This is a genomic window from Chryseobacterium ureilyticum, assembly GCF_900156735.1.
In the GTDB taxonomy this organism is placed as follows: Bacteria; Bacteroidota; Bacteroidia; order Flavobacteriales; family Weeksellaceae; genus Chryseobacterium; species Chryseobacterium ureilyticum.
Genome location: NZ_FTOL01000011.1, coordinates 46,966 through 70,977 on the forward strand (window position 1 = coordinate 46,966; position 24,012 = coordinate 70,977).

The window sequence follows — 24,012 nt, forward strand, 5'->3', positions numbered from 1 at the left end:
TGAGCGGATAGCGGGAAATAGCTCCTTGAATAAAAAACATTAAAAAAGTTGAGTTAATATTCGTTGGGTTCTACAAATTTCCTGTCATTTTTTATCTTTCAGGAATTTTACGATTTCAATTAAACCCTTAAAAACCTTATGTTTACGATATAATCGATATAAGCATATTCACTAATAATCAATATCTATAAGTGTTTTTGCTTATATTTTTTATATATAAGTAATTATGCTTATATTTGCAGTATGATAGCGGTCATTACCGGTGATATTATAAATTCACAACATGCAGATACTGAAGTTTGGATCACCAAGCTGAAAAATCTTCTCGAAAATTGGGGGAGCGCTCCTGATACATGGGAAATTTACAGAGGGGATGAATTTCAGTTCAAATGTAGTATAGACTCTGTCTTCTGGCATTTTCTAGCCATTAAATCTCTCATTAAAAGTCAGGAAAACCTCGATGTAAGGATTGCTATAGGCATTGGAGAAGAAAGTTTTTCATCCGAAAAAATCACCGAATCCAACGGTACCGCTTATGTACACTCCGGAAGATTATTGAACGACCTTAAAAACGACGGACATACCGTTGCCATCAAAACATCCAACGATGCTGTAGACAGGGATCTTAATATCCTTCTAAAATGGTCATCAAAGGATTTTGATAACTGGACAATGGCTACATCAGAAATCATTCACGAAATGATTATGAATCAGGATATTACCCAGGAAGATCTTGCCAAAAGATTTGCTATTTCACAGTCTTCTATCAGCCAGAGACTGAAACGGGCTAACTATGAGCTCATCGTGGAAACCAATCAGTATTTCAGAAAGAAAATCTCAGAACTATAAGCATGATCTTTATCAAACTCATATTGGCACATCTACTCGGAGATTTTATACTTCAGCCAAATTCATGGGTTGCGGATAAGGAGAACTATAAACTAAAAAGTAAGTTTTTATACCTTCATATTCTGATTCACACTGCTTTAAGTTTAATTTTCCTTTGGGATTTAAAACTTTGGTGGGTCGCTGTCTTGGTGGGTATTTCTCATTTCATTATTGATCTGGCAAAACTTTGTTTTCAGAATGTAAAAACGAAAAAAAGATGGTTTTTTATAGATCAGCTGCTGCATGTTTTAGTGATCGGCGGTATATCTTTTTATTTCGGCGAATTTACATTTGACTTTTTACAAAATCAGGAATTTTTAAAAATAATAATGGCTGCATTGTTTCTTACAACGCCTGCTTCTATTTTTATTAAGATCCTATTATCATCATGGACACCTGCTCCGGATGGTCCCAACAATATCCAAACCGAATCTTTAACAAGTGCCGGAAAATATATCGGAATTTTAGAACGTCTTCTTGTTTTCACCTTTATTTTGGTGAATCATTGGGAAGGCGTAGGTTTCATGGTTGCTGCCAAATCTGTTTTCAGATTCAGTGACCTTGCACAGGCAAAACAGAGAAAACTCACGGAATATGTATTAATTGGTACATTGTTGAGTTTTGGACTGGCTGTCTTAACAGGAATAATAATAAAGTAAATCAATAAATCTAACTACAATTTAGAAAGTAAAATTATGAGTCAAAAGAAAGAAATGTTGTACGAGGGGAAAGCGAAACAAGTATTTGCTACCGATAATCCTGATGAAGTAGTAGTACGTTTCAAAGACGATGCTACAGCATTTAACGCTCAAAAGAAAGGTCAGGTTGACCTGAAGGGGGAGATGAACAACGCGATCACAACCCTTATCTTTGAATACTTAAATGAAAAAGGAATCAAAACTCATTTCATCAAACAATTGGACGAAAGAGAACAATTGGTAAGAAAAGTATCTATCATTCCATTAGAAATGGTAGTAAGAAACTATTCTGCAGGAAGTATGGCACAAAGATTAGGAGTGGAAGAAGGAATTAAATCTCCAGTAACGATCTTCGATATCTGCTATAAGAAAGACGAATTAGGAGATCCGCTTATCAATGATCATCACGCTGTTTTCTTAGGAGCTGCTACTTACGAAGAACTTGACGAAATGTATGAATTAACGTCAGATATCAACGAGATCCTTATCGACTTATTTGACAAGATCAATATCATCTTAGTAGACTTTAAAATCGAATTAGGAAAAACTTCAGATGGTGAAATCATCCTTGCTGACGAAATTTCTCCTGATACTTGCAGGCTTTGGGATAAAGATACGATGAAGAAACTTGACAAAGACAGATTCAGAAGAGACTTAGGTGAAGTAACTGAGGCATATGTTGAGATCTATAACCGTCTTAAAAATCTTTTAGGGAAATAAGATACCAGATGTCAGATACCGGATGTTGACACTGAAAATACTTTGTTAGTTAAAACAAAATTAAAATTTGAAGTTAGCTTTTAGTCTGAGGTCTGAAATCTGACTTCTAAGATCTACAATTAGAAAAAATAGAAATGAAAAGTTTAGACATTCATAAAAGTGAATATTTAAAACAGTTTGAAAACCAGGTTTACGGAAGGAATCTTTTCAGAACTCAGGAAGAGGAAAGATTAGATGCTCCTAACGAAGAATGTGGTATTTTCGGATTATATTCAGATAATGATCTGGATACGTTTTCCCTTTCACAGTTCGGGCTTTTTGCTTTACAGCACAGAGGTCAGGAAGCTTGTGGTATTTCCGTTTTAAAGGATGGAAGAATTACAAACATGAAAGATGAAGGACTGGTTTTAGATGTTTATAAAGAAATTCAGGAACCTGAAACTTTTATGGGAAATTCTGCAATTGGACATACACGTTATACCACTGCAGGAGATAAAAAGAAATATAACTTCCAGCCATTTTTCGCGAAAAACGAATATGACCAGATTATACTTTCAATAGCACACAATGGTAACCTTACCAATGCGAAAGAATTAAAGGCAGAACTAGAAGCTGAAGGTGTAGTTTTCAGAGCTACTTCAGATTCTGAAGTAATCCTAAGATTAATCCAGAAAAACCTTGATTTGGGACTTCGTGGAGCCATCAAAGCTACAATGGAAAAGATTGAAGGTGCATATTCTGTAGTGGGAATGACTAGAAATAAATTCTTTGCATTCAGAGACTTTAACGGTATCCGTCCGTTAGTGTTAGGAGCAATTGATGAAAACTCCTATGTTGTTGCTTCAGAATCTGTAGCATTAGATGCTGTAGGAGCTCAGTATGTACGTGATATTCTTCCGGGAGAAATCATTTATACAAATGAAAATGAACCTGGAAAACTTCAATCTTATATGATGGATGAAGCAAAGGGCAAGCAAAGAATCTGCTCATTTGAATACATCTATTTTGCAAGACCTGACTCTACTTTAGAGAATATCAACGTTTACGAAATCAGAGAAAAATCTGGTGAGAAAATCTGGGAACAGGCACCTGTAGAAGCTGATTTGGTAATTGGAGTTCCAGATTCAGGAGTCCCGGCTGCTATTGGTTTCTCAAAAGCTTCAGGAATACCATTCCGTCCGGTTTTGATCAAAAACAGATATATCGGAAGAAGTTTCATTGTTCCTACACAGGAAATGAGAGAAAGGGTAGTCAACCTTAAACTTAACCCGATCATTTCAGAAATGAAAGATAAAAGGGTAGTTATCATTGATGACTCTATCGTTCGTGGAACAACATCCAAGAGACTGGTTAAGATTCTTAAAGATGCAGGCGTAAAAGAAATTCACTTCAGAAGTGTTTCTCCACCAATTATCGCTCCATGTTATCTGGGAATCGATACTCCGTCAAAAGATGATTTGATCTCTGCAAACATGACTACAGAAGAACTTAAAAACTATTTAGGAGTAGATTCTTTAGAGTTTTTAAGTATAGATAACCTAAAAGAGATTTTAGGATCTTCTAATCATTGCTTTGGATGCTTCACAGAAGAATATCCGGTAGGAAAAGGTGAGGAAGCAGTATTATTTAATTAATATTTCTTACATATAATAGAGAGCCAGATTTTATATCTGGCTCTTTTTGTTATAACTATATGTTACCAAAAAGTCGGTAAACTAAGGAAAATATAGCAAAAGCTTAATGTTGCTGTAGTCTAAAAGAATAAGACAAACTTTAATTTTATAAGGTTAAAACAGAACATATGAAGCATGCCTTTTTCGCAGGAATTTTCCTGGTATTTACTCAATTTTATTACTCTCAGTCTTTCGATAATCAAGCACATCGTGGTGGGAAATCTCTGTATCCTGAGAACACAATTCCGGCAATGAAAAATGCCTTAAAAATGAATGTAACCACCTTGGAAATGGATCTCGCCACCACAAAAGATAAAAAAGTAATTCTTTCTCACGATGCCTTTCTTTCTCCAGAATTAGTTACAAAACCCGATGGAAGCTACATTCCAAAAGATTCAGGATTTTACTATAAAATTTATGAAATGCCGTATGAGAAAATTAAGACATTTGATGTAGGGTTAAAGAAACTCAATAACTATCCAGATCAAAAGAAAATGAAAGCCCAAAAGCCTCTTTTCTCAGATGTTGTAGACGCTTGTGAATCTTATGCCCGGGAACTTAAAAGACCTTTACCTTTTTATAATATAGAAACCAAAACACGCCCTTTCTCAGATAATATCTTTCACCCTGAACCCAAAGAGTTTGTAGATCTGATGATGAAGATTATTATTAAAAAAGGAATTCAGGATAGAGTAATTATCCAGTCATTTGATCCAAGAACATTGGAAATTGTTCATAAAGAATATCCTAAAATTATGACTGCATTATTGGTAGAAAAAGTAGATGATAAAAAGCTGGCACAGCAGCAGCAGTATTTTCAAAATATTCCTTTAGAGAAATTCAAACAATATCCCAATCATCTGAATGGAGTAGCGGAAGACATGAAATTTTTAAGCTTCACACCAACCATTTATAGCCCGGAACATACACTTGTAACTCCAAAACTTATACAAGAATGCCATGCATTAGGAATGAAAGTTATTCCATGGACTGTTAATACCAAAGAAAGACTGAAAGAACTAAAAGAAATAGGAATAGATGGCGTTATCACAGATGATCCCAGAATATTCGAATAAAAAATGGAAAATTTCTATGTGATTACGTAGTTAAAAAAATCAATTGGATTCTTAAAGAAAACAATTATTATTAATTAATGTTCAAAAAAATAAATAGCCGGAAGAAAATCTTCCGGCTATTTTATAAATGCAAATACATGCACTTGGAGTTAAAAAATTGGTTTATTTTTAATTAGAACTTATAGTTCAAACCTAATTGGAATACTCTGTTGTTGTTTTCCGCAGCTGGTCTGCTCTTATCGATCTTTGTCAAGCTATTAGTATATCTTGCATTGATTCCGATATTGTTTGTGATATCATATCCTAAACCAAGCCCTAAACCGAAGTTAAATCTATTGATCTGATCCTTATCAAGATCTTCAGAGTGAGACTGAGTAGTAGTAGTTGTAATACCACCTGTTGTAGTTGTTCTTGTTACGTCACCTTTATTTTTACCATTGATGAAATAACTGAATTCAGGACCTGCTTCTACATAAAACTTATCCATTGGTCTCATTTGAACCATTAAAGGAACTGAGATATAGTTCATTGTTACTTTATCCTGTACTTTTACATTTCCGTTCTCAATTGGAGAATTAGAGATTACGTCTCTTGCTCCCATTTGGTTATATAATACCTCCGGTTGGATGCTGAATTGTTTAGAAACTGGAATGTTTACAAATGCACCAGCATGGAAACCTAGCTTTTGGCTGTTCATTCCGAATTCTTGTGCACTGAAGTAAGCAGAGTTACCTCCGGCTTTAATACCGAATCTTACAGGTTGAACGTCTTTTTTAAGAGGTGATGTATTTACAGTTGTTGATTCCTGAGCAAAGGCTAATGTACCAGCAGCTAATGCCAGTCCTAAAAATAACTTCTTCATAATTTTTATTTTTAATTTTACTATTTGCACTATAATTTGCAAAATGCTTGCCAAACTTAATAAATGCCGATAAACAGGGGTTTTATGATAGTTTTTGTTGTTTTAAAAATAACTGTTTTATTTTCTTATCTTTGAAATATTTCAATATATATTGAATATTTATAATAAATTTTCTGTTAAATTCATTTAGTGCGTTAAATATTGTTTAAATAGAAAAATATGATGAATTTAATTCATTTTTAATATATTAAAACCAGCTACAAATAAAAATACCGGATCGCAAAACCCGGTATCATTTGAAAAATAATGAATATCTCTATTTAAACTTATAAGCTACTCCTACCTGGAGTGCATTATTTCTTACTTTGTAATCCGAATCAGTGTTCTTCATAACGTTGGTAATACCAGCTGTAAATCTTGCCGTCACTCCAAATTTTGGAGTAAAATAATACCCGGCACCCACACCTAACCCAAAATTGAATCTATTATAAAAGTCCATGACCAGTTTATTAGAAAAACTATCACGGTATGTATTAATTTGAGAGCCTGATCTTTCCTCAACGCTCATATCTCCTTTTAATTTTCCTCCTATTAATAATCCAAATTCAGGACCTGCCTCTACATAAAGCTGAGGAAGAATATTATATTGAACCATAATCGGAAGGGTAAGATAATTTAAGTTTGTGGTAAAATCAACATTACGTTTATATATAGAACCTCCCGAAGCATATCTGTATCTTTCCTCTGCTTTTGATCCTAGTTGGCTAAAAAGAAGTTCAGGCTGAATGCTGAATTTCTGTGCTACCGGAATATTTACAAATACTCCCGCATGGAAACCAGGCTTTAATCTGTCATCATTATTTTGCTCCTCGTACTGGCTGCCGTAATTATAACGATCCATATCAGTGCGGGAAAGGTTAGAAGCATTAAATCCTCCTTTAACTCCATAGGATATAGGTGAAGTAGATTGTTTTTTTTCCTGTGCGTTAAGGAAAAGAACTCCCATAAATGCTAATCCTGTGAATAATTTTTTCATGGTTTAAAATTTAAATTAATTTTGCTGATACTGCAGCAAAACCTCCGCCAAAGAGAAGAAAATGACAAAAGTCATATAAATGCGAAAAAGTCAGACTTAAACGAGTAAACCTGACTTTTTCTATTGAAATCAAAATGTATTTAAATTTTAGAGATGTGTATCTCTGATAATATTATCCTGTATCCGAAAATTGCGTTAATAAAACATCCTTATTCGAGATAAGATACAATATTATACAATAGGCAAATTTCTTGCCAAAAATTTTGAATCCGTATAAAGAAATAAAAAACCGGATTAAATGAATAATCCGGTTGATAAATTTATTTTTAAATCTTAAGCTAAAGCTTAGAATTTATAAGCTAATCCAACTTGGAATGCACCATTTTTAGATGTATCAGCTCCGCTAGGTCTGTCTTTTGCAATGTCTGTTAAACCTGCAACATATCTTACGTTAACACCAATGTTTGGAGTGAAGTAGTATCCAGCACCTAAACCTAGAGCAAAATCAAATCCTTTAGTATAATCTTTTACATCTAATGAATTAGATCCGTTTTTAAACTTAGAGTTTACCAAGAAGCTGAATTGAGGACCTGCTTCGAAATAAAGGTTAGGAAGTGCATTATACTGGAACATTACCGGTACTGCGATATAATCTAAGTTTAATTTAGTATCTGAATTATAGTCATCTTTAGCTCCCATACCGCTATATAAAACTTCCGGCTGTACAGAGAAATCCTGTGCTACTGGAATGTTAGCGAATGCACCAGCGTAGAAACCAGCTTTAGCTTTCATACCATCACCTGAAAGTGTAGATACGTTAAGACCAGCTTTTAAACCAAATCTAACTGGAGATGAAGAAGTATTGCTAGATGTTTTTTGTGCGAAAGTGAAAGTACCTGCTACTAATGCTAGGCCTAAAAAAATCTTTTTCATAAGTATTTATTTAATAGTTTTTAAGTTTTATTTAACACTTTGTATATTATCAAACAGCGTGCCAAAAGTAATAATGCCTTACTTAAGTACTTTTTATTCATAGAATATATCTTGTAATCAAAGCGATAGGAGATATTTTTTTATTCATAGTAAAATGATTTATCTTAATTAACAAACTTTTAAGTTTTAACATAAAAAAAGATCAGATTAAAATAATCTGATCTTTTATTGAATATAAAATTTGTTAGTGAATGTTGGGGCTTATTTGAATTTATAAGCCAATCCTACCTGGAATACATTGTTTCTTACCGCATCAGAACCACTAGGTCTGTTTTTCGCGATATCTGTTAAACCAGCTACATATCTCGCTGTAATTCCTAAGTTTGGAGTGAAATAGTATCCTGCACCCAGACCAATACCAAAGTTGAATGTGTTAAAATTATCTTTGTAGTTGTCTGATGTAGTAGAATCTCCATTTGATTCGTTTTTAAGTTTGTTCTTTGCACTTACCATGAAACCAAATTCTGGTCCTGCTTCTAAATAAAGATTTGGAAGGGCATTATATTGGAACATTACCGGTACAGCGATATAATCTAATTTAGTAGAAGCTGAATACTTAGTTCCAAGTGCTGTAAAGTCTGATTTGTTACCATATTGAGAATATAATACCTCCGGCTGAATGCTGAATGAAGTTGCTACCGGGATGTTTGCAAATACACCTGCATTGAAACCTATTTTAGATTTTTGATCATCTAAACCGCTATCTTTTGAAAGTGAAGATACGTTCATTCCACCTTTTACCCCGAATGATACCGGATTAGAAGAAGTTGTCTGTTGAGCGAACGCTAGCGTGCTTGCAGTTACTGCTAATCCTAAAATTAACTTTTTCATAACTTTAAATTTTTAATTTTTACTCTTTCTTAATTTTAAATTTTACTACTTGTTCACATTTCTGTAGAACGCAGGATATCTTTCAAATTGCTTGCCAAAAATATTTTTCATGATTAAAATCAATGAAAAAACCACTTAATGATTAAGTGGTTTTAATTTTAATATATTGATTTTTAGACTATTATAAAGTTAATTAAACATTTGTTTAGAAATGATCTAAATTGACAATTTTGTCAAAATTTGATTAAACAAATAGAATAATTTATTAGGCATCATTCAATTTTCTGTAGAAAGATAATGATTCAAGGATGTTTTTTTGGCTGCATTGATAGTCGTAAGTGCATGAACCAATGCTTGATAGAAGGGAGAAGTTTATTTTGCTGTCTATATTCTTTTTATCATTTAAAAGCAAGGCAGTAATTTTTTCATCACTAAAATCACTGATGTCCAAATAAGGATAATATCTCTGGATATTTTCAATAATAGCCTTCGAGTCATCTTCTGAGATAAGATTTTCAAGGTAAGCCAAGTGGGTTTCTGCGATCATTCCCATTGCAACTGCTTCTCCATGCAGAATTGGATTTCCCTGCTGCAAGCATAAGCTTTCAACAGCATGTCCTATGGTATGCCCAAAATTTAGTGTCTTTCTGATATTACTTTCGTGAAAGTCTTTTTCAACAACATCCTGCTTAATATCCATTGAGGTCTGGATGTGAGGAGTAACTGCTTCTACATCAATTTTATGAATTTGTATCAACTGATTCCAGTGACTTTTATCAGCAATCAATCCGTGTTTCAACATTTCTGCAAAACCACTTCTTAATTCTTTGAAAGGAAGAGTTTCTAAAAATTTAGGATAAATAAAAATCTGTTCAGGAAAAGCAAAAGTTCCTACCATATTTTTATAATGCATCAGATCTATTCCGGTTTTTCCGCCAATAGAGGCGTCACACATGGATAAAAGGGTAGTAGGGATATTGATGAACTGTATTCCTCTTTTATAAGTAGAAGCTACAAATCCTCCCATGTCCGTAATCACACCGCCACCAAGATTGATAACCAATGCTTTTCTGTCTGCCTGCATTTCTGTAAGAATTTCCCAAAGCTGATTAGCTGTCTGGATATTCTTCATTTCCTCTCCGGCTTCAATCTCCAGAATTTCAAACCCAAGATCTGTTTCCATGTTTCCTAAAAGAACGGGAAGACAGTATTCATGAGTGTTTTCATCTACTAGTATAAAAATTTTACTAAATGATTTTTCGTGAAGAAAGTCGTTGAGCTGAGAAAAATTATCGTTTAATATTGTTATCATCTTAGTTTATATATAAAGTTAAAAACGTAAACTATATTGCAAAGTTATGATTCTTAATTTTTAACTCATAACTAAATTACTATCTTTGCAGAAATTTTTAGAATGAGCAGAGATAATAATAATTCAGACAGACCAAAGAGACCAAGAATTTCAACCAAGAAAAGTTCTGATGATTCTCGTGCTTCCAGATCTGGAAATTCTTCAGGATCAAGACCTTTTAAAAAACCATTCTCTAAAGATGGAGATAGAAAAGGTCCAGAACACAGAGGGTCCAACTCAAAATTTGAAAAGAAACCGTTCAAGAAAAATACCGGAAGTTTTGAAAGCTCCAATGATGATTTTGAATCAAAATCAGAGAGAAAACCTTATATCACGAATAAAAGTGAGGGCTTTGAGAAAAAATCTTTTGGTAAACCTAAAAGAGGTGGGAAAAATTTCGATACCAGAGATAAGTACGAAAGAGGTAGCTTAAAGTATGGTAGAAGACCATCTAATGGAGACGATAGAAGTGAGGACAAGACAAGATCTTTTGTACAAAAGAGAAGATTGAATAAAATCGAAAAAGATGTTCATAAAGATAGCATCCGTCTTAATAAGTATATTGCTAATTCAGGAATCTGCAGCAGAAGAGAAGCTGATGAGCTTATCACTCAAGGGCTTGTAGAGGTAAATGGAAAGGTAGTAACTGAAATGGGATATCAGGTACAGAAAACCGACAGAGTTGTTTTTGACGGACAAAGTATTACTCCGGAAAAACCTGTTTACGTACTTCTGAATAAACCAAAAGGTTATATTTCGACAACAAAGGATGACAAAGCGAGAAAAACAGTAATGGATCTTGTAGCTAATGCTTCTCCTTACAGACTTTTCCCAGTAGGAAGACTTGATCGTTCTACAACAGGGGTTATCTTGTTGACTAATGACGGACACATGACTAAAAAGTTGACACACCCATCTTTTGATGCCAAAAAGATCTACCACGTGACACTGGATAAGAAGTTAACTGGTGAGGATTTACGTCTTATTGCTGAGGGTATTCGTTTAGATGAAGGAGTAGCTGTAGTAGATCAGATTTCTTATATTGAAGGTAAGCCTAAGAATGAGATTGGTATTGAGATTCACATCGGATGGAATCGTGTTATCAGAAGAATTTTCCAAAGATTAGGATATGAAGTAGAAGCTTTAGATAGAGTAATGTTTGCCGGATTGACGAAGAAGAATATCAAAAGAGGACACTGGAGAATCCTTTCCGAGCTGGAAGTGAATAACCTTAAAATGCTTTAATATAATACGAACTTTGAATTTCTAAAGTTCAGAATTATACAATTTTAAGTTTAAAAATATAAAAGACGCTGAAATCATCAGCGTCTTTTGTATTTTTTTAATGACAAATAAAAAGCACAGAAATTTACTTCTGTGCTTTTATATATTATTCTATTTGTAACTTATCCTAATACGGTTACTCCTTTTTCAATCATTTCATAGATTGCATCTCTTCCGTTATCCGGCTTTACGTTTACTGCACGGGTTCCGTTGAAATGAAGACAGGTAACATATCCGCTTGCCACAGCATCCAAAGCTGTAAACTTCACACAATAATCCATTGCTAATCCTACAATTTCTACCAACTGAATATCGTGGTATTTTAAGAAATCATCCAATCCTGTTTTCATAAAGTGATTATTATCCTGAAATCCGCTGTAACTGTCGATTTCAAGATTTTTTCCTTTCTGAATTACATGAGTTACTTTAGTTTGGTTAAGATCTTTATGGAATTCTGCTCCGAAAGTTCCCTGAATACAATGATCTGGCCACATAAACTGTGGAACTCCGTTAAGAATAATGCTTTCGCCCACGTTTCTGCCATTACTGCTGGCAAAACTTTTATGCCCTACAGGATGCCAGTCTTGTGTTAAGACTATCTGGTCATATTCATTTTCCTCCATCAGAAGGTTAATGTATGGAATAATTTCACTGGCTCCAGGAACTGCAAGAGCTCCACCTTCACAAAAATCATTCTGTACATCGACGATTATTAACGCTTTTTTCATATTTTGATTTCTCGAATTTTTGATAAATTTACAAAACTAACAGGCAAAAATTTGTCCAAAATTAAATTATCTGACAAATCGGCAATAATTTTTTACAACAGTGAGAGTAAAGCAGCACCAAATTAAGCTGCCTTTTATCAGAGCTTATTTTAAATAATAGCCTTTAATTAACTCAATAACCCTGTTTATGTGATTTTAAGTACTTTTTTCAATACATAAATCATCTCGCTGCCATCAAACTTTGTCTGTAATCTTTCTATTTCAAAGTAGTGATAATCTTCATTAATATCGAAAATCATTTTAATTTAAATGTACTCTAATCAGTATAAAGTAATTTTTCTAAAAAGTCAATTGTATCCATAAAAATATTAATGTTAAATTTGAAAATGAAAAATAATTTCAATTCCCTTAGGCTTTTATTTTCAACATTAGTTATTTTTTCCCATTCATTTGATCTCACTGGAGGTTCAGACATTCTTTCTGATTTAACAAAAGCAACTTCTTTTGGTGGAATTGCCGTTGCGTTTTTCTTTGTTTTGAGTGGATATTTGATCTTTCAGAGCCTTAATAATTCTAAAAGTTTATATGAATATTATTGGAAAAGAGGGCTAAGGCTTTTTCCAGGTCTTTTTGTTATGCTTTGTTTTTCAATGGTGATCATGTTTTTACTCAAGTACAAAATTATTTTTCAAAAAGAGTATTGGCTCTATCTGCCTAATAACTTAAGTTTATACAATGTTCAGTATAATGTTCCGGGAATTTTTAATAAAAACCCTTACCCCAATGCAACTAATGGTAGTTTATGGTCACTAGCGTATGAATTTAGTATGTATATCGTTATAAGCCTTTTGTTTTTTATTAAATCGCCATTAGTAAAGAGGAATTTGATGATAGTTGCTTTTTTTATAAGTATTTACTTTATTAATTTTAATCCTAATTATCTTAAAATATTTTTTAATACAATCAATCTTGAGCCTGTTCTATTTTATAAGCTTTCAGCTTTATTTATTGGCGGAGCACTAATGAATTACGTTAAAATTAAGTTTAATCCTATTTTGTTTTTCGTACTATTAACGTCTTTGGTTGTTAGTTTCTATTTTAACGTATACCATCTAACTTCACCTTTTATTTTTCCATTGTTAATAATTCCATTAGGTGAAAGTTATTTTCAGTCATTTCAGCTTCCAGAAAAGCTTGGTGATATATCATATGGAGTTTACATTTATGCCTTTTTCGTACAACAGGTTATAATGAACTTTTTGCATCTGTCTCCCGTTTTATTGTTTACTTTATCTACAATTATAACTTATATACTGTCATATTTTTCTTGGCATCTTGTAGAGAAACAAATGAGTAGATTTAAAAAAGTTTTTAGCCCGAAAGTTCTTATACAATAAAACATGGTTGATTTCCAATTTATATTATGTGCTTTATTTTCAAGCTTAGAAATACTTTAAAATAAAGTGTTTGAACTTGTAATTGTTAGTTGGTGTTACTTTTGAAAAGAAAAGCTTTGCAGAAGTATATTACTTAGACCGTAAAACCAAATCCCAATAGCTTATCTTTGCAATAAATATTTTTTTATGTCATTTGAATCTTTAGGATTATCACACAATATCATTCGTTCAGTTAAAAAATTGGGTTATTTAAAGCCATTTCCAATTCAGGAGCAGGCTGTACCTGTTATTTTGCAGGGAAAAGATCTGATGGGAATTGCACAGACAGGTTCTGGGAAAACGGCTTGTTTTGTAATGCCTATTTTGGAGAAATTGCAAAATTCGGAAGTTAAAAAAGGACGTAATGTTCAGGTTTTAATTCTGGTGCCTACCCGAGAATTGGCAATTCAGATTGATGAAGTTTTTAAAGCTTTTACTGATAATCTGAAACGCGAAATACGTACAATGGCTGTTTATGGAGGAGTTTCCATTAATCCGCAGATGAAAGGAATGTTTGGTGTGGAAGTTCTTATAGCAACTCCAGGACGTCTATTGGACTTGATTGATCATAATGCATTGAGTATTTCAGGAATTCAGCATTTGGTCATTGATGAAGCAGATAAAATGTTTCAGTTAGGTTTTGGAGAGGAAATGAATAAACTTTTTGCTCAAATGCCTGTAGTAAAGCAAACCACTTTGTTTTCGGCAACGTTAAATGATAAAGTTTCTGAAATGAAGGAACGTTTATCCATTAATCCTGTGATTGTTGAAATTAAGAAAGAAGAAGTTGAAATTGACAATATTGAACAACTTGCTTATCATGTTTCTCCTGAAAATAAAGGACCTTTTCTACGTTACCTGATTAAAGAAAAGAAGGTTGAGAAAGCTTTGATTTTTGTTTCGTCTACAAGATCGGCTGATAATCTGGTTGAAAAACTTAAGAAGAATAAAATTAAGGCTGTAGCGATCCATAGTCAAAAGTCACAAGGAGCCCGTAGGAATAATCTGGAAGAATTTAAATCAAGCGGAGCACAGATCTTAGTTGCTACGGATTTAATTGGTAGAGGTATACATATTGATTTCCTGCCTTGTGTTATTAATTATGAATTACCTCGCTCACCGCTGGATTATATTCACCGTATTGGTAGAACAGGACGTGCCAACGAAAAAGGAACTGCTATTAATATTTTAACTGATGATGAGTTGCAGCATTTTAGGGTAATTCAAAAGAAAATGGGGAAAAAAGTACCTTTGCAGAGAACAGAGGATATTAATTTGCATGGTTATTAATATCATTTACAATAAATATTACAGCTTCAATCTTATTTGATTGGAGCTTTTTTATTCATAATGAGAAAATGTATACAATTAACATTTTTTTCATATTCAAATTTCTTGAATTTTGATAAATTTACCAAGCTATTTTGTCCACCAACAACCTAATTGGACAACTCTGCAATATTTAAAAATTAAAAGCCAGACCAATGAGCGATTTAGAAAAAAAGAAATTTCCGATAGGACAATTTGAAACGCCGGAAAATATTTGTGACACAACCTTGGATACTTATATCAAAGTCATAAAAGATTTTCCAGGCAGATTGAAAAACCTCATTGAGCATTTTACAGATGAACAGCTGGATACTCCTTACAGAGAAGGAGGATGGACAGTAAGACAGCTTGTAAACCACCTTTCGGATAGTCATATGAATAGTTTTATCCGTTTTAAACTGGCTCTTACAGAAGATAATCCTACTATTAAACCTTATGATGAAGCAAAATGGGCAGAACTTCAGGATAGTTTTCACATGCCTGTAAAACCGGCTATGAGAATACTTAAAGGAACTCACCAACGATGGACCGTGCTTCTCAAAAGCCTTACCAATAAACAATTTGAGAGAACATTCTACCATCCTGAGCATAATAAAAATTACAATCTTAGGGAAAGTTTAGCTTTATATGTATGGCATTGCGATCATCATTTTGCACATATTGAAAATCTGAAGAAAGAAAAAGGTTGGTAAAGAAGAGTTTTAATAATCCGATCTACTTTGAGGAAGTTATAGAAAGAATTTCTAAATTATCTGTGAACAGCCCTGGAAAATGGGGTGAAATGAATGTTTCACAGATGTTAAAGCATTGTGATCTAGTGCTTCAAGTAGCATTACAAAAAATAGAACTTCCTTCAATTAATATACTTTTTAGAGGAATTGGAATTCTTACTAAGCGGGAAATGTATGTTTTCAATAACGGAATTCCCAGAAACATGCCTACTTTTCAAAAACTAATCGTTAATTTTGAGTGTGATTTCGATGAATCAAAAACCAATCTACTGAAAACATTGATGGAATTCAGAGCTGCTTGTGAAAATAAAACTTTACCTGAGAGTCATCAATTATTCGGAAACATGACTGAAAAAGACTGGGAATTTTTAGAATATAAACATCTTGATCATCATTTAAAACAATTTAATGTATGAGTTTTTTTGATAAAATATTCGGTGGAAGCAACAATGAAACCCCTGATCAAAAATCTTTCTGGAAAAAGATCGAGAAGGAAGAGGATCTTGCAAAGGCAATTGAACTTTCTTACCAACATAAAATAGCTATTTTTAAACATTCAACAAGCTGCTTTATCAGCAGAACTGTATTGAAAAACTTCGAAAAAGAAGTGGATGGTTCTGATGAAAAGCCGGAGCTTTACTTTTTGGACTTATTAGCTCACAGACCTATTTCCAATAAAATTGCTGAGGATCTTGGAATAAGACATGAAAGTCCACAGCTGATCGTTATAGAAAACGGAAAGCCCGTTAACAGTGCTTCGCACCAGGATATTTCTTTAAGCCAGATTGTATAATGAAGAATATTAATGATTATTTAGCTAAAGTTCTCAATGTTCCGATTCAAAGTGTGAATGCTTGCAGCCTTCATTATGAAGTAAAGAAAATACCTAAAAACCAGTTTCTGCTTCAATACGGAGAAATATGCAGACATATATTCTTTGTAGAAAGAGGGTTATTAAAAATGTATTCCATTGATAAAAACGGGAAGGAACATATTATACAGTTTGCTCCTGAAAGCTGGTTGATCTCTGATCGAAGCAGTCTTTATTTCAATGAAAAATCCAATTATTATATTGAAGCGGTAGAAGATTCTGAAGTTTTGTTTCTGCATCCTGACTTTTTCAATAAGCTGGTGGAACAGTTTCCAAATAGTATAGAAAGAAGTGATTTTTTACTTCAAAAACATATCAGAAGTCTTCAAAACAGAATCAATTCTTTATTAGGAGAAACTGCTGAAGAACGATATATGAAATTTATTAAAATGTATCCGGATTTGTTGCTGAGAGTTCCTCAATGGATGATTGCTTCTTATCTTGGAATTACTCCTGAAAGTTTAAGCCGTGTCAGAAAAGAACTGGCAAGGAAGAATTTTATTCCTGATAATAAATAAAAAGGATTGAAGCTGGAAGAGGGAAGCTAGCAGTTCTGTTGAACACAAAAGAACTTTGTAACTATTACAACTTCTATCTTCCAGCTTCCAGCTTTGATTTTTTTACGTAAAGTTTATGATTTATAAATCTGTTTGGCAAGCAGTCCAACCTGCTTGAGTTTTGTCTGTGTTGCTTCTGACCAGGGAAGACCAATGCAAAGTCTCATGCAGTTTTCAAACTGTTCCTGAAAAGTAAACATCCTTCCGGGGGCAATGCTTATATTCTGTTTAATGGCAAGATCATAAAGTTCTTTGGTTCGTATTTTTTTATCAAATTCTACCCAAAGAGATAAACCTCCTTGCGGGCGACTGGTTTTAGTGCCTTCCGGGAAGTATTCTGCGATGGTCTGTACGTAGTTCTGATAATTATTTTGTAATGTTTTTCGCAATTGCTGAAGGTGTTTTTCATATTTTCCAGATTTTAGAAAATTAGCCACAGCTTCATTAACGATGGAAATTGATGAAGTGGAATGCAGAAGTTTAAGCTTTAATATCTTATCCTTGTATTTCCCTGGAGCGATCCAGCCTACACGATATCCGGGAGCTAATGTTTTGGAAATGGAACTACAATAGAGCACACTTCCATCTTTATCGAAAGATTTACAACACTTTGGTCTGCTGGCTCCAAAATAAAGGTCTCCATAAACATCATCCTCGATCAGTGGTATATTATTCTCTGAAAGAATCTTTACTATTTCTTTTTTATTTTCATCCGGCATACAGCTTCCCAGAGGGGAATTAAAATTTGGGATTAACAGACACAGATCAATTTGGGGAATCAATTTTTTTAAAGCATCAATTTCTATTCCTGTAGTGGGATGTGTAGGAAGTTCCAGTACTTTTAAGCCTAATCCGTTGGCAAGCTGTAATATTCCAGGATAACATGGACTTTCAATGGCAATGGTGTCACCTGGTTTTCCTAGAGCCATCAAACAGAAAGATAATGCGTTCATTCCGCCGTTGGTTGTGATCAAATCATTTTCATTGAGATTTCCTCCCCATTGCAGTGAGCGTACGGCAATCATTCTTCGTAATTTAAGATTTCCCTGAAGCTCTTCATATTCAGTACCGCCTTCTTTTAGTTCACGTATGGCGTGTACGATCTCCTTTTTAAGCTTAGCCTGAGGTAATAGGTCTCCTGATGGAATTCCAATGGAAAAAAAGGTAATATCCTTTCGTCCCATATTTTCGTATACTTTACTGATCAGTTCGTCAGGTTCATCATTGTTGGCTATTAAAGAAGGTCGGCTTACTTCAGGCAATGGTAGCTTTACAGACAGTAACTGGCTCACAAAATAACCGGATTGTGGCTTTGATTCTACTAAAGATAATGACTCAAGTTCAAGAAAAACACGTTTTGCAGTATTCATACTTACCTGATGTTCATTACACAGCATTCTAACAGAAGGAAGCTTATCACCTGCCTTTAAAACTCCATTTTTAATCTGAGCAGCAATGCCATCTGCAATCTCTGTATATAAAAATTCTTTACTCATTTTCTTAACTGTATTCATGCAAATATACAAAACTGATACTGTGCTTATCTAATTTTACTTTATAATTTTGAACCATTAATTAAAACTTGTAAAAAATGATGACAGATACAATTTCAAAAGACCAGGCTGTAAGTGGCTGGATCAATGGTTTTATAGGAGTGTTGCTTTTCAGTGGTTCAATGCCTGCAACTAAACTTGCCGTGATGGAAATGGATCCTATATTTGCAACAGTAGCCCGTGCTGTAATAGCAGGAATTCTGGCACTTTCGGTCTTGTTGTTATATAAAGAGAAACGTCCGGCAAAGAATCAGGTACTTTCCTTAGCCTTGGTTGCGATAGGTTGTGTCATTGGGTTTCCTTTGCTTTCTTCACTGGCATTACAATACCTTACTTCGGCACATTCTATTGTATTTTTAGGTTTATTACCTCTAACTACTGCTGTGTTTGGTGTTTTTCGTGGCGGGGAAAAGCCTCATCCCGTATTTTGGTTCTTTTCAGTAATTGGCAGTCTTTTAGTAGTAGGCTATGCTTTTTCTCAAGGTATTTCAGCTTCGCCTATAGGTGATATTCTGATGCTTGTAGCAATCATTCTATGTGGGTTAGGATATGCAGAAGGAGCTAAACTTTCAAAAACATTGGGTGGATGGCAGGTGATTTCCTGGGCACTTGTTTTGTCTTTACCAATAATGCTTCCGTTGTTTTTTGTTTATTTTCCTCAAAATCTGGAAGCTATAAGTTTTAAAGGATGGTTCGGGTTAGGTTACATTTCTCTATTCAGTATGTTTATCGGATTTATTTTCTGGTATAAAGGTCTTGCGCAGGGCGGAATTACCGCGGTAGGACAGCTTCAGTTATTGCAGCCATTTTTCGGACTTGCTCTGGCAGCTTATCTTCTTCATGAACAGGTGAGTATTGGTATGGTTGGTATAACGATAGGAGTGATTCTGTGTGTAGCAGGAACCAAAAAATTTGCAAAATAAAGATAAGTCAAAAAAACATCAATCTATCTATAAATTTCAAAGCCTGTTTTTTCTTTACGAAAAAGCGGGCTTTATCATTTTATCAAAGTATTCATTATTTGTATTTTGAATATTATTTAATAAAATTCATTTATAATTGATTTAGTTGTTGAAATATGAATGGTTTTTATTTGAAATTTAAAAAATAAATGTATTATTTAACTCTATTTAACTTTTTAAAAAGAGTATAAGGTTTAATATTTGCATACATATAATTATCAGTTCCCAATGATATTTTTACTAAGAAGAAAGGAAGAAGAAAACAACATCAAAAAAGCTATTATGGTTATTGACGAAAACATTTTACTTTCAGCGGGAGCGGAAATAAAAGATTATAAACCTACAGAAACTATTTTCTGTGAGGGTGATACCCCCAATTATTATTATCAGATTATAACAGGAGAGGTGAAACTCAACAATTATAATGAAGAGGGTAAAGAGTTTATACAGAATATTCTTTCGGAAGGGCAAAGCTGTGGAGAATCTATTCTTTTTATAGAAAGACCTTATCCTATGAATGCAGAGGCAATGACAGAATGTAATGTTCTGCGTCTTCATAAAACAGCCTTTTTCAAATTACTGAATCAGAATCCTAGATTATGTTTGGAAGTTAGCAGCTTTCTATCCCAAAGGCTTTATTATAAGTTTGTTATGATGCTGAATATTTCATCACAAAACCCAACAATCAGACTAAAAGGTTTAATGGATTATCTTAAAAGTTTTCAGGAGGATGAAAGCCCTTATTCTTTTATGATCCCTTTAACAAGACAGCAGATGGCAAGCCTTACCGGTCTTTGTGTAGAAACTGCAATAAGGACCATAAAGCATATGGAAAAAGATAAAATTGTTAGAATTGAAAATCGTAAAATTTTATATTAGCATAAATTTTACGATTTTTAATTAAAATTTATTCGACATTATGAAAACAATAAGCTGCATGAATATTGATAAAGATCTTTTGTACTCTTTCGGTGCAGAAAATAAAATTTATAAAAAAAAGGAATCAGTTTTTAAAGAAGGAGATCATGTGGTTTATTTTTTTCAGATCGCAAAAGGAAAGGTAAAACTTAATAATTACAGTGAAGAAGGTAAAGAGTTTATTCACAATATTCTAGGAAAAAACCAAAGTTTTGGTGATGCATTACTTTTCCTCAATCAATATTATCCAATGAATGCTATTTGTCTGGAAGAATCTGAAATTATAAGGATTACAAAGGACAATTTTATGGAAATGATCCGTAAAAACCCAAAACTTTCACTGGAAATGAACACCTGCTTTTCTCAGGAAATATTTTACAAGCTAAAAATGATGCAGAGTATGGCGTCAGAAAATCCTATTCAGCGTTTAAAAGGCGTGCTTGATTATCTTAAAAGTTACCATGATGGTGACTGTACGCATTGTTTTCCTATAGAATTCACGAGGCAGCAGATTGCCAATCTTGTAGGATTGCGTGTAGAAACGGTGATCAGAGCCTTAAAAAAGATGGAAAAAGAGGGAAGTATAGCATTTAAAGAAAGAAAAATTTTATATTAATATTTGCCAACATGATTCAGGTCATAAAAAAATAATGTATTCTCATGTACTTTTGATTAATTCAATTTCAGTACAGACATTTAAAATCTTAATAATAGACAGGCAAAATTAATTGTTGAAATTGAGGTTTAAAAAACATTGCCGTCTAAATTAACCATGGCTGCAATACAATCACTAAATATTAATATTATGGAATTTCAAAAAAATCTTATCGAATATATAAGCCAATCTTTAATGGCTACAGATGAAACTATTTCCATTGCAGAAAGCGTTACTTCAGGATGTTTACAATTGGCTTTTTCACAGATGTCGAACGCTTCATTATTTTATAAAGGAGGCATCACTACTTATACTTTACCCGAAAAAATAAGGTTACTAAAAGTAGACAAACAGGAAGCTGAAGAATGTGATTGTGTCTCAGAGAACATAGCGGAAACAATGGCATTGAATGTTGCCTCACTTTTCGAATCAGACTGGTCTATAGCAACTACTGGTTACTGCACACCGATCAGGAATTCTTCCTATAAAATTTTTGCCTATTTCTCTTTTTCATACAAAGGAGAAATTGTTCTCACAAAGAAACTGGAACTTCACCCCAAAACTCAAGCACTAAATGCCCAGCTCTATTATACAGAGTTTATTTTGGGTTGTTTTAAGAGTGAGATCAATAGGCTATTGATTTTAAAATAAATCCAATGCATTTCACTGCTAATATTCCGAAAATTACCATTTAATTTTTATAAATTTTAGGTTTAGCTTTCATCACGGCAAAATAAGCATTTGTAAATGCAGAAAGACTCTGATAACCTACTTTATAAGCGATCTCACTTAAAGTATAATGCTGGGTATCTATCAGTTCTATACTTTTCAAAATTCTGGTCAGCTGAAGATATTTCTGAAGGGTAATTCCTGTTTCGTTTTTAAAAATCCTCTGGAGACTTCTTACTGACATCGTTGCTTTTTCTGCGAGTGAATCAATATCCAGATTGTATTTAAAATTGGCATTGATATCATTGCAAACAGGGATCAGTCTGGTATCCATAGGGACAGGAATTTCCAGTCCGTTACTTTCTTTGTATAAATTGGGAAGACTTTTTAAAATAGCTCTGAAAAATATGTCCTGTTCTTCATTTTCCAATAATGACTGGTTCCATTTCGAAGCATAAAATAACATTTCTTTAAGCACTGGAGGAGCTGCAAAAACCTGTACATTATTATAAAAATCATCTTCAAAAACAGATTTGAATAAAAATACCATTAAGTTCACTGTTTTTGCTTCAGAAGTAATTTTATGTGCTTTTTTTGACGGAATCCAAATCACATGATGCTGTGGAACAAGATAAATCTTCTGATCAATATGAAAATACTGGTAACCTTCTTCTACAAAAGTTAACTGAGCCCGGTCATGAACATGCTCATAGGTGTCATGTCTCCAGTCTTTTTCACACCATACATAAGCTTCCTTTTCTATGGTATCTACAAACTGGCTTTCGGATTTTTCAAATAAGCCACATTTTAATTTGTCGTTCTGCATGTGTTTTTTGGCAAATTTAATAAAAACGCCAATACTAATTTTGTATTATCAAAACAAATGTGATTTCATGTACATTGGTTTGAAGAAGAATGATCTTACTAAGGGGTACATTTACATTAAAAAGCGAACAATAATATTAAAACTATATTTTATTCAGAATGAGAAAATTATGTCTTTTTTTTATCTTAATTTTATTATTTAACACCAGCAACATTATGGCTCAAAATAAAGCTAAAATACTAGTTCTTATCCATTCGGATAATGGTGGAACTTACGAACTTGCCAAAGAAATTGCAAAGGGAATTGAAAGTGAAAACAATGCTGTTTCAGCTATTAAACTAGTTAAAGCATCACAAAATCCCAGTCTGAAAAGCCTTCCCGTAGCCACCGTGGAAGAGCTGACAAATTATGACGGAATTGCTTTTGGATCACCTGTTTATTTCGGGAATATAAGTACGGGAATGAGTGAATTTTTATCCAAAACGGTACAACTTTGGACTAATCATGCTCTTGAGGGTGTTCCGGCAACAGTTTTTATGTCAGCAGGAAGCGGAGCAGGAAAAGAACTTGCTCTACAGGCATTCTGGAATAGTCTTGCCGTACATGGAATGGTACTGGTTTCCAATGGAATCCGTGGAACTGAAGAGTTGAATAAAGCTATACCACAGGGAAATACCGTGTTGGGAATCACGAGTATGGCTTCTTTAAAAGATGTTGATAGACCCACAAAAGGAGAAAGACATTTGGCGGAACTTCAAGGGAAAAATTTTGCAAAGATTGCTTTAGCTTTAAAGGATACCCATCCTAAAAAAAATAGTCCAATCGTTGAAAACCACCAAAATTTCAGTGAAATCTTAAAGCAAAAAAATATTGTGCTTCCTCAGGTTCCTAAACCAGCCGGAAATTATCAGCCATTTGTACGTTCCGGAAATCTTGTATTCATCAATCAGGTTGCCTTAAAAGACGGGAAGATCTTTAATGCTGGAAAATTAGGAGTAGATGTGACGGAACAACAGGTAAAAGATGCTACAAAAGTTACGATGCTGAATGTTCTTTCTGTATTAAATGAAGCGGTAGGCGGAGATTTAAGCAGAGTAAAACAATGTGTACAGCTTACAGGAATTTTCAATACAAAGGATGATTATATAAAACATGCAGATTTAATGAATGTTGCATCTGATTTAACAGCTGATGTTTTTGGAGAAAAAGGAAAGCATGCAAGAGCTACGTTTGGAGCATCCTCTATACCTGTAAATTCATCTGTTGAAATTCAGGCTGTTTTTGAAGTGGAGTAGTATTTATTACTCTCGCAGATTTTATAGATAATTATGTTTAAAGTAATCTGTAATAAGTAATAATATAAAT

Annotated in this window: 25 protein-coding genes; 17 read left to right on the forward strand and 8 right to left on the reverse strand. The window is 33.5% G+C overall.

The features are described 5' to 3' along the window. Window positions 1–243 precede the first annotated feature (243 nt). From BW983_RS21185 to BW983_RS21205, 5 genes are all read left to right on the forward strand, one after another. Entirely contained in the window at window positions 244–849 is a 606-nt protein-coding gene (locus tag BW983_RS21185) for a SatD family protein (RefSeq protein WP_065394485.1), read from the forward strand. 2 nt (window positions 850–851) lie between these two features. Continuing rightward, window positions 852–1,547, forward strand: a complete 696-nt coding sequence (locus BW983_RS21190; RefSeq protein WP_076553786.1) for a DUF3307 domain-containing protein — start codon at window positions 852–854, stop codon at window positions 1,545–1,547. Between the two features lie 36 nt (window positions 1,548–1,583). Next, a complete protein-coding gene (gene purC / locus BW983_RS21195; RefSeq protein WP_065394483.1) occupies window positions 1,584–2,306 on the forward strand; it encodes a phosphoribosylaminoimidazolesuccinocarboxamide synthase in 723 nt (240 codons plus the stop codon). A gap of 134 nt (window positions 2,307–2,440) precedes the next feature. Further along, complete coding sequence (gene purF, locus BW983_RS21200; protein ID WP_076553787.1) at window positions 2,441–3,940, forward strand: amidophosphoribosyltransferase; 1,500 nt, start codon at window positions 2,441–2,443, stop codon at window positions 3,938–3,940. Window positions 3,941–4,107: 167 nt separating this feature from the next. After that, the gene (locus BW983_RS21205) at window positions 4,108–5,055 is read left to right on the forward strand and encodes a glycerophosphodiester phosphodiesterase family protein (protein ID WP_076553788.1); all 948 of its coding nucleotides are present in this window, start codon (window positions 4,108–4,110) and stop codon (window positions 5,053–5,055) included. A 172-nt stretch (window positions 5,056–5,227) separates the two neighbouring features. Here BW983_RS21205 and BW983_RS21210 read toward each other — a convergent pair whose 3' ends face one another. From BW983_RS21210 to aroB, 5 genes are all read right to left on the reverse strand, one after another. Next, a complete protein-coding gene (locus BW983_RS21210; RefSeq protein ID WP_076553789.1) occupies window positions 5,228–5,917 on the reverse strand; it encodes a porin family protein in 690 nt (229 codons plus the stop codon). A gap of 316 nt (window positions 5,918–6,233) precedes the next feature. Then, window positions 6,234–6,953, reverse strand: coding sequence for a porin family protein (locus BW983_RS21215; RefSeq protein ID WP_076553790.1), 720 nt, complete (start codon window positions 6,951–6,953; stop codon window positions 6,234–6,236). Window positions 6,954–7,298: 345 nt separating this feature from the next. Then, complete coding sequence (locus BW983_RS21220; protein ID WP_076553791.1) at window positions 7,299–7,886, reverse strand: porin family protein; 588 nt, start codon at window positions 7,884–7,886, stop codon at window positions 7,299–7,301. A gap of 261 nt (window positions 7,887–8,147) precedes the next feature. After that, window positions 8,148–8,777 carry a porin family protein gene (locus tag BW983_RS21225; RefSeq protein WP_076553792.1) on the reverse strand — a complete coding sequence of 210 codons (630 nt, stop codon included), beginning with the start codon at window positions 8,775–8,777 and terminating at the stop codon, window positions 8,148–8,150. A 265-nt stretch (window positions 8,778–9,042) separates the two neighbouring features. Next, entirely contained in the window at window positions 9,043–10,089 is a 1,047-nt protein-coding gene (gene aroB / locus BW983_RS21230) for a 3-dehydroquinate synthase (protein ID WP_076553793.1), read from the reverse strand. Between the two features lie 102 nt (window positions 10,090–10,191). Here aroB and BW983_RS21235 point away from each other — a divergent pair, with 102 nt between their 5' ends. After that, window positions 10,192–11,373 (forward strand): pseudouridine synthase, encoded by a 1,182-nt coding sequence (locus BW983_RS21235; RefSeq protein WP_139329334.1) that lies wholly within the window; start codon window positions 10,192–10,194, stop codon window positions 11,371–11,373. A 161-nt stretch (window positions 11,374–11,534) separates the two neighbouring features. Here BW983_RS21235 and pncA read toward each other — a convergent pair whose 3' ends face one another. After that, on the reverse strand, window positions 11,535–12,140 hold the full coding sequence (gene pncA / locus BW983_RS21240) for a bifunctional nicotinamidase/pyrazinamidase (protein ID WP_076553794.1): 606 nt from the start codon (window positions 12,138–12,140) through the stop codon (window positions 11,535–11,537). Window positions 12,141–12,526: 386 nt separating this feature from the next. Here pncA and BW983_RS21245 point away from each other — a divergent pair, with 386 nt between their 5' ends. The 6 genes from BW983_RS21245 to BW983_RS21270 all read left to right on the forward strand — a co-directional run bounded on the left by BW983_RS21245 (window position 12,527) and on the right by BW983_RS21270 (window position 17,025). After that, entirely contained in the window at window positions 12,527–13,537 is a 1,011-nt protein-coding gene (locus tag BW983_RS21245) for an acyltransferase family protein (protein WP_167370019.1), read from the forward strand. A 186-nt stretch (window positions 13,538–13,723) separates the two neighbouring features. Next, on the forward strand, window positions 13,724–14,866 hold the full coding sequence (locus tag BW983_RS21250; protein WP_076553796.1) for a DEAD/DEAH box helicase: 1,143 nt from the start codon (window positions 13,724–13,726) through the stop codon (window positions 14,864–14,866). Window positions 14,867–15,060: 194 nt separating this feature from the next. Beyond that, entirely contained in the window at window positions 15,061–15,597 is a 537-nt protein-coding gene (locus tag BW983_RS21255; protein WP_076553797.1) for a YfiT family bacillithiol transferase, read from the forward strand. After that, window positions 15,591–16,052 carry a DUF1569 domain-containing protein gene (locus tag BW983_RS21260; protein ID WP_228409056.1) on the forward strand — a complete coding sequence of 154 codons (462 nt, stop codon included), beginning with the start codon at window positions 15,591–15,593 and terminating at the stop codon, window positions 16,050–16,052. The genes BW983_RS21255 and BW983_RS21260 overlap by 7 nt, the downstream gene beginning before the upstream one ends. Beyond that, a complete protein-coding gene (ytxJ, locus tag BW983_RS21265; protein ID WP_076553798.1) occupies window positions 16,049–16,429 on the forward strand; it encodes a bacillithiol system redox-active protein YtxJ in 381 nt (126 codons plus the stop codon). The genes BW983_RS21260 and ytxJ overlap by 4 nt, the downstream gene beginning before the upstream one ends. Next, the gene (locus BW983_RS21270; RefSeq protein WP_065394471.1) at window positions 16,429–17,025 is read left to right on the forward strand and encodes a Crp/Fnr family transcriptional regulator; all 597 of its coding nucleotides are present in this window, start codon (window positions 16,429–16,431) and stop codon (window positions 17,023–17,025) included. The genes ytxJ and BW983_RS21270 overlap by 1 nt, the downstream gene beginning before the upstream one ends. 113 nt (window positions 17,026–17,138) lie before the next feature. Here BW983_RS21270 and BW983_RS21275 read toward each other — a convergent pair whose 3' ends face one another. Beyond that, window positions 17,139–18,560: an aminotransferase-like domain-containing protein gene (locus BW983_RS21275; protein WP_076553799.1), complete on the reverse strand. Its 1,422-nt coding sequence runs from the start codon at window positions 18,558–18,560 to the stop codon at window positions 17,139–17,141. 98 nt (window positions 18,561–18,658) lie between these two features. On the opposite strand from BW983_RS21275, the gene BW983_RS21280 reads away from it, so the two are divergent. The 4 genes from BW983_RS21280 (at window position 18,659) to BW983_RS21295 (ending at window position 21,803) form a co-directional block, all read left to right on the forward strand. After that, on the forward strand, window positions 18,659–19,540 hold the full coding sequence (locus tag BW983_RS21280; protein ID WP_076553800.1) for a DMT family transporter: 882 nt from the start codon (window positions 18,659–18,661) through the stop codon (window positions 19,538–19,540). Window positions 19,541–19,807: 267 nt separating this feature from the next. Further along, window positions 19,808–20,458, forward strand: coding sequence for a Crp/Fnr family transcriptional regulator (locus tag BW983_RS21285; protein ID WP_084184629.1), 651 nt, complete (start codon window positions 19,808–19,810; stop codon window positions 20,456–20,458). Between the two features lie 40 nt (window positions 20,459–20,498). Beyond that, complete coding sequence (locus BW983_RS21290) at window positions 20,499–21,113, forward strand: Crp/Fnr family transcriptional regulator (protein ID WP_228409057.1); 615 nt, start codon at window positions 20,499–20,501, stop codon at window positions 21,111–21,113. Window positions 21,114–21,302: 189 nt separating this feature from the next. After that, window positions 21,303–21,803 carry a CinA family protein gene (locus BW983_RS21295; protein WP_076553847.1) on the forward strand — a complete coding sequence of 167 codons (501 nt, stop codon included), beginning with the start codon at window positions 21,303–21,305 and terminating at the stop codon, window positions 21,801–21,803. 40 nt (window positions 21,804–21,843) lie between these two features. Here BW983_RS21295 and BW983_RS21300 read toward each other — a convergent pair whose 3' ends face one another. Continuing rightward, window positions 21,844–22,647, reverse strand: coding sequence for an AraC family transcriptional regulator (locus BW983_RS21300; RefSeq protein WP_076553801.1), 804 nt, complete (start codon window positions 22,645–22,647; stop codon window positions 21,844–21,846). A gap of 158 nt (window positions 22,648–22,805) precedes the next feature. Here BW983_RS21300 and BW983_RS21310 point away from each other — a divergent pair, with 158 nt between their 5' ends. Beyond that, the gene (locus BW983_RS21310; protein WP_076553803.1) at window positions 22,806–23,942 is read left to right on the forward strand and encodes an Atu1372/SO_1960 family protein; all 1,137 of its coding nucleotides are present in this window, start codon (window positions 22,806–22,808) and stop codon (window positions 23,940–23,942) included. Window positions 23,943–24,012: the final 70 nt, after the last annotated feature.

What these genes read in the sequence shown, in the direction of transcription:
- BW983_RS21185 (WP_065394485.1), top strand. Translation starts at nt 244, where the DNA reads ATGATAGCGGTCATTACCGGTGATATTATAAATTCACAACATGCAGAT.
- BW983_RS21190 (WP_076553786.1), top strand. Translation starts at nt 852, where the DNA reads ATGATCTTTATCAAACTCATATTGGCACATCTACTCGGAGATTTTATA.
- purC (WP_065394483.1), top strand. Translation starts at nt 1,584, where the DNA reads ATGAGTCAAAAGAAAGAAATGTTGTACGAGGGGAAAGCGAAACAAGTA.
- purF (WP_076553787.1), top strand. Translation starts at nt 2,441, where the DNA reads ATGAAAAGTTTAGACATTCATAAAAGTGAATATTTAAAACAGTTTGAA.
- BW983_RS21205 (WP_076553788.1), top strand. Translation starts at nt 4,108, where the DNA reads ATGAAGCATGCCTTTTTCGCAGGAATTTTCCTGGTATTTACTCAATTT.
- BW983_RS21210 (WP_076553789.1), bottom strand. Translation starts at nt 5,917, where the DNA reads ATGAAGAAGTTATTTTTAGGACTGGCATTAGCTGCTGGTACATTAGCC.
- BW983_RS21215 (WP_076553790.1), bottom strand. Translation starts at nt 6,953, where the DNA reads ATGAAAAAATTATTCACAGGATTAGCATTTATGGGAGTTCTTTTCCTT.
- BW983_RS21220 (WP_076553791.1), bottom strand. Translation starts at nt 7,886, where the DNA reads ATGAAAAAGATTTTTTTAGGCCTAGCATTAGTAGCAGGTACTTTCACT.
- BW983_RS21225 (WP_076553792.1), bottom strand. Translation starts at nt 8,777, where the DNA reads ATGAAAAAGTTAATTTTAGGATTAGCAGTAACTGCAAGCACGCTAGCG.
- aroB (WP_076553793.1), bottom strand. Translation starts at nt 10,089, where the DNA reads ATGATAACAATATTAAACGATAATTTTTCTCAGCTCAACGACTTTCTT.
- BW983_RS21235 (WP_139329334.1), top strand. Translation starts at nt 10,192, where the DNA reads ATGAGCAGAGATAATAATAATTCAGACAGACCAAAGAGACCAAGAATT.
- pncA (WP_076553794.1), bottom strand. Translation starts at nt 12,140, where the DNA reads ATGAAAAAAGCGTTAATAATCGTCGATGTACAGAATGATTTTTGTGAA.
- BW983_RS21245 (WP_167370019.1), top strand. Translation starts at nt 12,527, where the DNA reads ATGAAAAATAATTTCAATTCCCTTAGGCTTTTATTTTCAACATTAGTT.
- BW983_RS21250 (WP_076553796.1), top strand. Translation starts at nt 13,724, where the DNA reads ATGTCATTTGAATCTTTAGGATTATCACACAATATCATTCGTTCAGTT.
- BW983_RS21255 (WP_076553797.1), top strand. Translation starts at nt 15,061, where the DNA reads ATGAGCGATTTAGAAAAAAAGAAATTTCCGATAGGACAATTTGAAACG.
- ytxJ (WP_076553798.1), top strand. Translation starts at nt 16,049, where the DNA reads ATGAGTTTTTTTGATAAAATATTCGGTGGAAGCAACAATGAAACCCCT.
- BW983_RS21270 (WP_065394471.1), top strand. Translation starts at nt 16,429, where the DNA reads ATGAAGAATATTAATGATTATTTAGCTAAAGTTCTCAATGTTCCGATT.
- BW983_RS21275 (WP_076553799.1), bottom strand. Translation starts at nt 18,560, where the DNA reads ATGAGTAAAGAATTTTTATATACAGAGATTGCAGATGGCATTGCTGCT.
- BW983_RS21280 (WP_076553800.1), top strand. Translation starts at nt 18,659, where the DNA reads ATGACAGATACAATTTCAAAAGACCAGGCTGTAAGTGGCTGGATCAAT.
- BW983_RS21285 (WP_084184629.1), top strand. Translation starts at nt 19,808, where the DNA reads ATGATATTTTTACTAAGAAGAAAGGAAGAAGAAAACAACATCAAAAAA.
- BW983_RS21290 (WP_228409057.1), top strand. Translation starts at nt 20,499, where the DNA reads ATGAAAACAATAAGCTGCATGAATATTGATAAAGATCTTTTGTACTCT.
- BW983_RS21295 (WP_076553847.1), top strand. Translation starts at nt 21,303, where the DNA reads ATGGAATTTCAAAAAAATCTTATCGAATATATAAGCCAATCTTTAATG.
- BW983_RS21300 (WP_076553801.1), bottom strand. Translation starts at nt 22,647, where the DNA reads ATGCAGAACGACAAATTAAAATGTGGCTTATTTGAAAAATCCGAAAGC.
- BW983_RS21310 (WP_076553803.1), top strand. Translation starts at nt 22,806, where the DNA reads ATGAGAAAATTATGTCTTTTTTTTATCTTAATTTTATTATTTAACACC.